Source organism: Urechidicola sp. KH5, assembly GCF_054661455.1.
In genome coordinates, this window is sequence record NZ_BAAFSW010000003.1 from 14,981 (window position 1) to 26,787 (window position 11,807).

Below are 11,807 nucleotides of genomic sequence, written 5' to 3' on the forward strand. Positions count from 1 at the left end.
GTTATTCTTCCTCATCTTCATGTTCGAAGAACGAGAACCTATTTCCACCGTATTTTTTTGAATGACTGTAATTAGAATGTTCACTTAAGTCAGTGTGTTGAGAATGTTCAATTATTAGCATTCCACCTTCTAGTAATAATTCTCTATCAAATACAGTATTTGCAATTTGTAGAAATTGATCTTTCGTAAAATCATAAGGTGGGTCTGCAAAAATTACATGTGCTTTTTGTGCAGTTTTCTCTAAGAACGTATAAGCATTATTTTTTAAAGCCATAATGTCAAAATCAAACTGCTTTGCTGTTTGATCTATAAACTTAACACATGCATAATGTGCATCTACAGCCGTAATATCTGTGCAACCTCTTGATCCAAATTCAAAACTTATATTGCCCGTTCCAGCAAATAAATCCATTACAGATATGCTATCAAAATAGTAATGATTGTTCAAAATATTAAACAAAGCCTCTTTGGCCATATCTGTTGTTGGACGCACTGGCAAATTTTTTGGTGCCGTTATTCTTCGTCCTTTTTGTGTACCTGAAATTATGCGCATGAAACCGTATGAATTAATGTTGGACTTTCATGACCATTTATGGTTATACCACTGCTTAATGCACTTAAGTCTTGTTCGAAAAACGAAACATGTCTTACATAGTGAAATAATAGCTCATAAAGTTCACTATCTTTTTCTATATCGCCTAATAATTCTAAAGCAACGCTATCTGGATTTAAGTTTAATTGCTCAAAAACAAAGAGGATATAGTATACAAAATCTTCTTTGTTATTAAAGCTAAAACTATTGTGTAGTTCTAATTCTCCAGCTTTATAAACTACCATTTGAAACTGCTTACCTTCTATGTGTACAAACACCTTCGTTTTGCTTTCGTGCTTCTGTAATGGTGCTAAAAGCTCTATTAAGGCAGTGCCGGTATGTTTATAGTCAAAACTTCCGAATACATCGAACAAGTAATTGTTAAGGTGCACAAATGGTATGTATACATTTACAATTTCGGTGTACTCAATGGGGTCATGCGTTACAAACTCATTGGTCAATAACTTAACATTAAATTGTAAGTATTCTGCAATATTATCTTTTTTAAACAATACTTTTGGTACTAGACTATTTAAAGCATTAGAATGAAGTACCACCAATTTTTTAAATGCATTTTTAAAAATGACGTGACTTTCTAATTGCTCTTTTAAAAAATCTAATTGTAATTGTGGTGTACTCAATGCCTCCGTGTTTTCAACAGTTTCAAGGGCAATAATTTTATTGCTAATACTGTCTTTAACACAAAAAGAAAATCCATTCAACCGTAGTTGAATGGATACTATTAAATGACTATCTGTCGTAAGTTTTTTTATAACTATTCTTTTTTGTCGTGAATGTCGTACGATGGCGGCCAGTTACCACTATCACTAACTTCTTCTAAAGAACCAACTCTAATAAAAGCACCTTTTACTTGGTCGTTGTTTTCAGTAGCTTTTTCTAAACGCACTAAATCAGGATTCATACCATCTAAAACAATAGTCTTCGCCACTTTTACCTCATAAACAGGTCTCATATCACCATGCGATTTTTGTACTTCACCTAATTTTAATTCGAATTCAGCATCTGTACCCGGTACTTTTTTAAGATCTTTATAATTTCTGGAAGCGTATTTGTTAACTACTGGCTCAGTACCAATAGTGTCAATTACTAAAAACTCTTCTTCTACAGTAATACCACCACCTTTGTTCACCGATCTTACTTCGTTTTTAGACTCAGTTACAGCAAAGTTAGCTGTATCAATAAATTGTACTAAATCATCTAAAGTTTTAGCAAAAGTACCTGTTACAGTTTTGTGATCTGCTTGTGCATCTCTAATTACTTTTAAACGATTGATGACTTGTGTATACTTTGCTTCTTTTTCTTGCTTAAAATGGATTGGCTCCATTACTTTTCCATAAATAGTGTAAGCTAACAAAATGGCCACACCATAAAGAAGTAATGAAATTACAGGACGAACCTTCTTTGGAATAAATTTAAGGATTGCTTTTGCAAGGAAATAACACACTGCTATACCTACAAAAAACAGTATTAAAATTTTAAACATCTGATGACTATTTTTTAAATGATTTTCGCAAATCTACAAATTTTTTTGGAGGCTAAAAACTTTTAGCCCTAAAGTAATTTGTATCTTTGATTTTCTAATTTTTTAGGATGACAAAAACCGCACCAGAATTTTATAAATTACTTTTAAAAGCCTTTCCTCACGAGCCAACAAGTACACAAAATGTCCTCCTATTAAAGCTTTCAGAATTTATTTTTGACAAAGAAAAAAACAAATTGTTTTTGTTAAAAGGGTATGCGGGTACAGGTAAAACAACCTCTATAAGTACTGTGGTTAAGAATTTATGGCATACAGGTAAAAAATCTGTAATGTTGGCCCCAACGGGAAGAGCGGCAAAAGTAATATCTAGTTACGCTGGCAGGCAAGCCTATACCATACACAAGAAAATTTACCACCCAAGAAAAAGTAAGAATGGCGGTGTAAATTTTGTATTGCAAGCCAATAAGCACACAGATACTTTTTTTATTGTTGATGAGGCTTCTATGATTTCTGATGCGAATACATCTTCAAAGCTTTTTGAAAATGGTTCGTTGTTACACGATTTAATGCAATACGTTTATCAAGGTGCTGGTTGTAAATTAATTTTGATTGGAGATACCGCACAATTACCACCGGTAAAGTTAGATATAAGCCCTGCCTTAGATGCTGATGTCCTCTCGTTTCAATATAACAAAACAATTGAAAGCCTCGAATTAAGTGAGGTAATGCGTCAGCATGAAGATTCTGGAATTTTAGTGAATGCCACTATGTTACGAGAACAATTACAGTTTGAGCCAAACAGTCAATTTCAGTTTAATTTAAACTTTCCTGATATCATCAGATTGCAAGATGGTTATGATATTGAAGATGCTATTACTACTGCTTACGATAGTAATGGAGTAGAAGATACTGCAATAGTTGTACGATCTAATAAACGAGCAAATCTTTATAACCAACAGATTAGAACAAAGATTAGAGGGCAAGAAAGTGATGTTTCTACTGGAGATTATGTAATGATTGTTAAGAACAATTATTTTTGGTTGCCTAGTTCTTCAGAAGCAGGTTTTATTGCCAATGGCGATATATGCGAGATTATGCACATTCGAACTATTAAAGAGTTATATGGATTCCGATTTGCAGAAGTTACTGTCAGAATGATTGATTATGCGCAGCAAAGACCTTTTGATACGGTATTGTTGTTAGATACCCTTACTTCAGAAACACCTTCGTTGAGTTATCAAGATTCCAACAGATTGTATCAAGAAGTGGCTAAAGATTTTGCCAATGAAAAATCGAGTTATAAGCGGTTGTTATCCATAAAAAAGAATAAATATTTCAATGCCTTACAAGTAAAATTTTCGTATGCTATAACTTGTCATAAATCACAAGGTGGACAGTGGAAAACCATATTTATAGAGCAGCCCTATTTGCCAAACGGTATCTCAAAAGAATATTTGCGCTGGTTGTATACGGCGTTAACTCGTGCCAAAGAAAAATTGTATTTAATTGGTTTTCCTGAAGATTTTTTTGAGGGGTAAATCACTAAATTTATGCTATGAAAAAATGGATATTATTCCTGATGACGCTATTGTATTTCAATTGTGTAAATGCACAAGAGTTTATTAAAGAAATCACAACCCTTTCAGCGAAGGTTAGAGAAACCTCGGGATTAATTTATGTAGATAGTCAACTATATACCATCAATGACTCGGGTGGTAAGTCCGAACTTTATGCAATAGATACTGCTACGGGAGAAGTTCTTCGAACTATAGAAATTGATGAAGCTAAAAATGTGGATTGGGAATCATTAGATTTTGATGAAGAGTATGCGTATATAGCAGATATGGGTAATAATGCCGGTGCTCGCGAGAACCTGCGAATTTATCGAATTAAACGGGCTAAGTTAAAAGATGACAATAAGATAAATGCCGCTACTATAAAATTTGAATTTGAAGATCAAACATCGTTTTTCCCAAGTTCAAAAAATAATTTTGATGCTGAAGCACTTGCAACAACAGATTATGGCTTAACAGTATTCTCTAAGAATAGAGGAGATGGGCAATCTAAAGTTTATAAGGTGCTGAATCAAGAAAAGAAACATCCAGCTAAAAAACTCTTTGCACATAATGTTGGCGGTTTAATTACTGGAGCTACTAAAAATATAGAAACTGGAGAAATTGTTCTGTGTGGCTATGGCGAAGCTTTGAGTCCGTTTTTAATAATTTTTTCAGATATAAATGCAACAGATTTTGTGAAGATTGATTTGGCATCTGTAATTGGCTTAGGAAATCAAATAGAGGGCATAACGCACAAAGAGGGGGCTACTTATTACATTTCTAGAGAACAGGTAAAGAAAAAGGTTGGAAGTTTCTCTGTGCATATAAAACCAGCGTTGTTTGAGTTTTATCGTGATCAAATACCAGATAATACTGAAGTGGTTCAATCTTTTACTACAGCCTTTAAAGAAGGTAAAATAAATCAAATAAATAGTTCAGTAATTCAAGAAGTTAGACTCTATACACTAGATGGTAAAATGGTACACAAGCAAATGGATAGTCTTTCTAGTTTGAATAAATTACAAGTAGAAAATGGGTTTTATAATTTACAATTAAAATTATCTGAAACGCAATCTGCATATAAAAAGATAGAATGGCTTAAAAACAAATAATTTTCTGCAAATAAACGGTTGATAACTATTTCTTCCGGCGTAACATTTTAGCATTTAATTAGTCTATTAAATCAATGATATCCCGTATTTTTGCAGCCTAATTTTTTTATATGAGTCAACACATAACGCCACCTAATGCTGTTCAAAAACCAAAAGAACTCATCAAACATAACGATGTTAGAGTTGATCCTTACTATTGGTTGAATGAGCGCGAAAATACAGAAGTGGTTGATTATTTGAATCAAGAAAATGCTTATTACGAGGCTATGACGGCCCATACGAAAGAGCTGCAAGACACCTTGTTTCAAGAAATGAAGGCACGTGTAAAAGAAGATGACGTGTCTGTGCCCTATAAAAAGAATGGCTATTTCTATAGAACGCGTTATAAAAAAGGCGCACAATACCCTATCTATAGTCGTTTTAAGGGTAGCATGGATGCTGAAGAACAAGTTCTGTTTGATGTAGATGCCATGGCCAAAGGATTTGACTATTACAGTTTAAAGGGAATTTCTATTAGCCCTAACAATCAGCTTGTTGCATATGGTGTAGACTCGGTAAGTAGAAGGTTGTATACACTACAGTTTAAGAATGTTGAAACAGGTGAAAAGTATCCTGATAAAATTGAAAACACCACTGGTAGTGCAGCTTGGGCAAATGACAATAAAACAGTTTTCTATACCAAACAAGATCCAGAGACCTTACGTAATTATAAAATCTATCGTCATATTTTAGGTACAAACCCTCAAGAAGATGTGGAGGTGTTTCATGAGGCCGATGAAACTTTTGGAACATTTGTGTACAAGAGTAAATCGCAACAGTACATAATTATTGGGTCGTACAATACTGTATCTACCGAATATCAAATTTTAAATGCAGATACGCCGCTTAAAGACTTTACTGTTTTTCAACCTAGAGAGCGCGATTTAGAGTATAGCATTGCGCATTACCAAGATCATTTTTACGTATTGACCAACAAAGACAAGGCTACCAATTTTAAATTAATGAAAACGGGGCTGCAGCAAACTTCAAAAGAGCATTGGGTTGATTTAATAGACCATAGAGCAGAGGTGTTGTTAGAAGACATGTCTATTTTTAAAGATCACTTGGTATTAGAAGAACGTTCAAACGGACTCAATAAAATTCGAATTATTAGATGGGATGGTACAGAAGATTACTACTTGCCATTTTCTGAAGAAACATATACCGCAGGCGTACACTCAAATCCAGATTTCGATACAGAGATCATTCGTTACAGTTACAATTCTATGACAACTCCAAATTCTGTGATTGATTTTAATATGAATGATCAATCTAAAGAAGTTAAAAAAGAACAAGAAGTTTTGGGAGGTGTCTTTAAAAAAGAGAATTACACAAGCAAACGAATTTGGGCAGCAGCAAGAGATGGTAAAAAGGTAGCCGTTTCTTTGGTGCATCATAAAGACACAGTGCTTAACGAAAGTACACCTTTTGTATTGTACGCATATGGTTCTTATGGCTATACTATAAACGATGGTTTTAGCACTACTAGATTGAGCTTACTTGACCGAGGGTTTGTATATGCTATTGCTCATATTAGAGGAGGAGAGTATTTAGGAAGAGATTGGTATGAGTATGGTAAGATGTTGCACAAAAAAAACACCTTTAACGATTTTGTTGATTGTGCCAAGCATGTTATTGCTCAAAAATACACATCAGCAAAGCACTTATATGGTATTGGTGGTTCTGCAGGAGGTTTGTTAATGGGCGCTGTTATAAACATGAACCCAGAACTCTTTAATGGAGTTATAGCTGCAGTACCATTTGTAGATGTAGTAACAACCATGTTAGACGAGAGTATTCCGCTAACAACAGGAGAATATGACGAGTGGGGTAACCCAAACAATAAAGAATATTACGAGTATATTAAATCGTATTCGCCATACGATAATGTAACAGATAAAACCTACCCAAATTTATTGGTTACAACTGGTTTTCACGATTCGCAAGTACAGTATTTTGAACCTGCTAAATGGGTAGCAAAACTGCGCGATCAAAATACCAATACAAACAAAGTTTTAATGCATATAGATATGAAGGTAGGCCACGGTGGAGCGTCTGGAAGATTTGACGGACTAAAGGACGTTTCGCGTGAATTCGCATTTTTACTTGATTTAGAATCAGGTAATTAGATTAAAAAAAAAATTGTAAATTTGCCCTCGGTGTTAATTTATTATTAATTCATGAAAAGACATTCAAGTATCCACCAAAATGTGCTAGAGCTAATTGGTGAAACCCCAATGATCAAACTAAACAATATCACCAAAGATTTAGATGGTGAATTCCTAGCAAAGTTTGAAGGATATAATCCAGGACATTCTACTAAAGACCGCATTGCCCTTTATATTATTGAACAAGCTGAAAAGCAAGGAATCTTAAAACCAGGTAACACAATTATTGAAACTACCTCTGGTAATACAGGATTTAGTTTAGCCATGGTAAGTATTTCGAAAGGATATGAGTGTATTTTAGCAGTAAGCTCTAAATCTTCACCAGATAAGATAGACATGCTAAAAGCATTGGGCGCTAAGGTATATGTTTGTCCAGCGCATGTGAGTGCAGATGATCCTAGATCGTATTACCAAGTTGCAAAGCGTTTGCATTCAGAAACGGCAAACTCTGTATATATCAATCAATATTTTAACCAATTAAATATTGATGCGCATTATCACACAACGGGTCCAGAGATTTGGAAACAAACAGAAGGTAAAATCACACACTTAGTAGCAGCAAGTGGTACAGGAGGTACAATCTCTGGTACAGCACGTTTCTTAAAAGAGCAAAATCCATCAATTCAGATTTTAGGAGTAGATGCTTTTGGTTCTATTTTAAAGAAATTTCACGAAACTGGAGAGTTCGATTCAAACGAGATTTACCCATACCGTATAGAAGGTTTAGGTAAAAACTTAATTCCAACAGCAACAGATTTTGATATTATAGACAAGTTCGAAAAAGTATCAGACGAAGATAGCGCACACCGTGCAAGAGAGATTGCTTTAACAGAAGCTATTTTTGCGGGTTATACAAGCGGTGCTGCTATGCAAGCTGTTATGCAATATGCTGCTAAAGGAGAGTTTGATAAAAGCAGTAGAGTAGTGGTAATATTCCCAGATCACGGTTCGCGATATATGAGTAAAGTATATAGCGATGAGTGGATGCGTGAACAAGGGTTCTTTGATAGTCAAAAGCAAGAACAAGCTGCAGTTGAGTTTGTTAAGTAATTGTTCTCAAAAATAACTTTAATAGGGTGTCGTATTACGACACCTTTTTTATTTTGATAACTGCGTAAAAAGCAGTTAATTTGCAGGTGCAAAAATCGGAGCCTATTGGTTTCGTTAAAAAATACCCATGAAAGATTTATTTGAAAGAATTTATGAGGACAAAGGGCCTCTTGGGAAGTGGGCGGAGCAAGCAGAAGGTTACTTTGTATTCCCAAAATTAGAAGGAGAAATTTCTAACAGAATGCTATTCAATGGTCAAAAAGTACTTACTTGGAGTATTAATGACTACCTAGGTTTAGCGAATCAACCAGAAGTAAAAAAGGTAGATGCTGAGGCAGCTGCAGAATACGGTATGGCATACCCAATGGGTGCTAGAATGATGTCTGGGCACACTAAATACCACGAGCAGTTAGAAAGAGAATGTGCAGAATTTGTAGGTAAAGAAGCCTCTTATTTAGTAAACTTTGGGTACCAAGGTATGGTGTCTGCAATAGACGCTTTGGTTTCTAAGAATGATATTATTGTATACGATGTAGATACACACGCGTGTATTATAGATGGTGTACGTTTGCATGCTGGTAAACGTTTTGTATACAAACACAACGACGTAGAGAGCATGGAAAAAAACTTGCAACGTGCTGCTAAAATGGCTGAAAAAACTGGAGGAGGTATCTTATTGATTTCAGAAGGTGTATTTGGTATGCGTGGTGAGCAAGGTAAATTAAAAGAAATTGCTGCACTTAAAAAGAAATACAACTTCCGTTTATTGGTAGATGATGCTCATGGTTTCGGTACGTTAGGCGAAGGCGGTAGAGGTACAGGCTATGAGCAAGGAGTACAAGACGAGATTGATGTGTACTTTGCAACCTTTGCAAAATCTATGGCAGGTATTGGAGCCTTCTTTGCAGGAGATAAAGACATTATTCAATACTTACAATACAACATGCGTTCGCAAATGTTTGCTAAATCGTTGCCTATGCCAATGGTAAAAGGTGCGTTAAAGCGTTTAGACATGATTAGAACCATGCCTGAGTTAAAAGACAAATTGTGGGAAAATGTAAATGCATTGCAATCTGGATTAAAAGAAAAAGGATTTAATATTGGTACTACCAATACCTGTGTAACACCAGTGTATTTGCAAGGAGATATACCTGAAGCTATGGCTTTGGTACACGATTTAAGAGAAAACTATAAAGTATTCTGTTCTATTGTAGTATATCCGGTAATACCTAAAGGAATGATCTTGTTGCGTTTAATACCTACAGCAACCCATACCTTAGAAGATGTAGAAGAAACCATTACTGCGTTCTCAGCCATAAGAGAAAAGCTAGAAGGCGGGGTGTATAAGAAAATTGGAGCTACCATGGTGTAGCAGTTAGACTATATAATGACGAAAAGCCACTACAGCGTAGTGGCTTTTTTTATTGCCCATGTTTTCGTATTTTTAAAAAAATTGAACCAACAACCTATAATTCCAAACTCAGAAATTCAGTTATAGCTTTTAATATTGTATACAATTAAATAAATACAGAAAATGACAAGAGAATTTATTAAAATTACTATGGTTATTTTGATTTCTATTAATTGCTATAGTCAAAACAAAATTCATTTTACACCAACATTTACTGAGTCTAAAGAGACTACTCATAAAATTCCAGAAGGTCAAAACTATACTTTTGGATATTTGGAAGTACTTGAAAACAGAGAAAACCCAAGCGGTAAAAAGATAAAATTACCTGTATATATTTTCAAAAGCCGAAGTAAAAAACCAAACTCAGACCCAATCTTATATACTGTTGGTGGTCCTGGTTATACTTCTATGCGTGTATCAAAATATATGAAATACTACAAGTATCTTGATGATAGAGATTTTATTTTATTTGAGCAAAGAGGCACGCAATATGCAAAACCCAGTCTAGACTGCCCTGAATGGGCAAATGCAGTATATGAATCTAATCTTCCAAATTTTGATACTGCGAAAACTGATGCTCTTTTTCAAAAGGCAGCCAAAGAGTGCAATGAAAGATTACGTAAAAAAGGAATTGATCTAAACTATTATACAACCAACCAAATTGCAGCCGATATTAATGACTTAATACATGTACTGGGCATTGAAGAATATAACTTGCTTACAATGTCTTACAGTACTAAAATTGGGCAGGTTTTAATGAGAGATTATCCTGATAAAATTCGAGGTGTAGTAATGGATTCACCACTTCCATTAGAAGTTAATTATGATGAAGAAAGCGTAAGTAATCTTCTAGAGTCTCTAGATAAATTACTTTCAGATTGTGAAGCAGATATTGCCTGTAATAATGCCTATCCGAATATTAAAAGTCGATTCCTCAACTATCTAAAAGAAAAAACAAATAATCCACTTGAGGTAAAAGTTGAAAATCCAAATAGTGGTCAATTAGAAACTTTTTACCTTAAAGGAAAAGACTTGATAGAGGTATTTTCTTCTGCTTCAACCGGAGGTGTACCTAATATTCCTCTTGAAATAAATAAAATACTCAATAACGATCTGTCTTCAATTAAGAAGCAATTACAATATTTATTCCAAGAACCTGGAGAGGGTATAGGAAAAGGAATGCGCCTATCGGTATGGTGTGCAGAAGAAAATCCATTCAACTCTCAAGAAAAAATTATTGTTGAAACAAATAAATATCCAGAGGTTAGGGGTTTATCACCAGCGGTTTTTGATAACGAAATTTGTAAAATTTGGGGTGTTAAAAAAGTATCTGAAATTGAAAACAGGGCTATTAGTAGCGATATTCCTGTACTTTTGATTAGTGGAGAATATGATGAAGCAACACCTGTTAAATGGGCTGAACAAATGACTCAGAACCTGACAAATTCCCACCATCTCATTTTTAAAGGTTGGAAACATGGTCCAACCACCAATTGGAGTAACCCCTGTGCTATGCAGGCTGCCAATGTTTTTTTTAACAACCCTACTAAGAAACCAAATCCGGAATGTTTTAAACAAATTAAAAGCCCGCAATTTAGAACAGAATAAAGAACAGCCTTTAACAAATTTAATAATTCCATTATAGGATTAAAATAAAAAACTAACTTTATTATCGAACTAATTTTACATTTGTTATTGAAATAGATACTAAACACTTCATTATGAAAAATCATATAATATCAATTTTATTTTTTTTAATAATTACTACAGTTTGTGGACAGAATATCGAATCTTCAACAAGAAAATTTATTGATAAAGCACAATTTACTCGAATTAATAAAGATTGGACAACCGTTGCAGAATTTAAGTCTGGAATAGGAGAAACAGTGCAATTCTATCCCGTTGAAGTAATAAACATTAAAACCAATGAAAAGACCAATGCATTGCAGCTAGATATGAGAATTAAAAACCCAGATCTTTTTAAAACTGCTTGGATTGGTATTGAAGAAATTAATGAGTTTATTGAGTTTATCGAGCAAAATGTCATTCCTAATTTAGATTTGAAATTCAAAGATAAATCTTCTGAATTTATTTTTAAAGCAAACGAAATGACCCTTTCATATTTTGTGTATGAAAAGAGGAGTAGGTTGACTATAAAGCTCAATAGTTATGATGATAGCGAAATTGATAATTATACTTTTTGGACAGAGACGCAAACAGATAAGATACCGAGACTTTTGGAGGTTTTAAAATTGATTAAATAAACGTTATTTTGAATTTAGTGATTTTATCTATATTTCTAAAGGTATTAATTTTGAAAGATTATTAATGTTAGAGTAATTAGACAATCTCTCAAATAGATACTTTTGATTTTGACG

Annotated in this window: 10 protein-coding genes; 7 read left to right on the forward strand and 3 right to left on the reverse strand. The window is 34.0% G+C overall.

What is annotated here, in order from left to right:
* Position 1: 1 nt before the first annotated feature.
* The 3 genes from ACYQ5R_RS08570 to ACYQ5R_RS08580 are packed head-to-tail and all read right to left on the reverse strand — an operon-like array spanning position 2 to position 2,096.
* Positions 2 to 553, reverse strand: coding sequence for an RsmD family RNA methyltransferase (locus ACYQ5R_RS08570; RefSeq protein ID WP_460190522.1), 552 nt, complete (start codon positions 551 to 553; stop codon positions 2 to 4).
* Positions 544 to 1,407, reverse strand: coding sequence for a DUF3822 family protein (locus tag ACYQ5R_RS08575; protein WP_460190995.1), 864 nt, complete (start codon positions 1,405 to 1,407; stop codon positions 544 to 546). The genes ACYQ5R_RS08570 and ACYQ5R_RS08575 overlap by 10 nt, the downstream gene beginning before the upstream one ends.
* Entirely contained in the window at positions 1,368 to 2,096 is a 729-nt protein-coding gene (locus ACYQ5R_RS08580; protein ID WP_460190523.1) for a hypothetical protein, read from the reverse strand. Before ACYQ5R_RS08580 ends, ACYQ5R_RS08575 begins: the two co-directional genes overlap by 40 nt.
* Before the next feature lie 107 nt (positions 2,097 to 2,203).
* On the opposite strand from ACYQ5R_RS08580, the gene ACYQ5R_RS08585 reads away from it, so the two are divergent.
* The 7 genes from ACYQ5R_RS08585 (at position 2,204) to ACYQ5R_RS08615 (ending at position 11,693) form a co-directional block, all read left to right on the forward strand.
* A complete protein-coding gene (locus tag ACYQ5R_RS08585) occupies positions 2,204 to 3,631 on the forward strand; it encodes an ATP-dependent DNA helicase (protein ID WP_460190524.1) in 1,428 nt (475 codons plus the stop codon).
* 17 nt (positions 3,632 to 3,648) lie between these two features.
* Positions 3,649 to 4,761, forward strand: coding sequence for a YncE family protein (locus tag ACYQ5R_RS08590; protein WP_460190525.1), 1,113 nt, complete (start codon positions 3,649 to 3,651; stop codon positions 4,759 to 4,761).
* A gap of 110 nt (positions 4,762 to 4,871) precedes the next feature.
* Positions 4,872 to 6,929 carry a S9 family peptidase gene (locus ACYQ5R_RS08595; protein ID WP_460190526.1) on the forward strand — a complete coding sequence of 686 codons (2,058 nt, stop codon included), beginning with the start codon at positions 4,872 to 4,874 and terminating at the stop codon, positions 6,927 to 6,929.
* Between the two features lie 51 nt (positions 6,930 to 6,980).
* A complete protein-coding gene (locus tag ACYQ5R_RS08600) occupies positions 6,981 to 8,018 on the forward strand; it encodes a PLP-dependent cysteine synthase family protein (protein WP_460190527.1) in 1,038 nt (345 codons plus the stop codon).
* Between the two features lie 127 nt (positions 8,019 to 8,145).
* Entirely contained in the window at positions 8,146 to 9,390 is a 1,245-nt protein-coding gene (locus ACYQ5R_RS08605) for an aminotransferase class I/II-fold pyridoxal phosphate-dependent enzyme (RefSeq protein WP_460190528.1), read from the forward strand.
* 162 nt (positions 9,391 to 9,552) lie between these two features.
* On the forward strand, positions 9,553 to 11,037 hold the full coding sequence (locus ACYQ5R_RS08610) for an alpha/beta hydrolase (protein WP_460190529.1): 1,485 nt from the start codon (positions 9,553 to 9,555) through the stop codon (positions 11,035 to 11,037).
* 113 nt (positions 11,038 to 11,150) lie between these two features.
* Positions 11,151 to 11,693, forward strand: a complete 543-nt coding sequence (locus tag ACYQ5R_RS08615; protein WP_460190530.1) for a hypothetical protein — start codon at positions 11,151 to 11,153, stop codon at positions 11,691 to 11,693.
* Positions 11,694 to 11,807 lie beyond the last annotated feature (114 nt).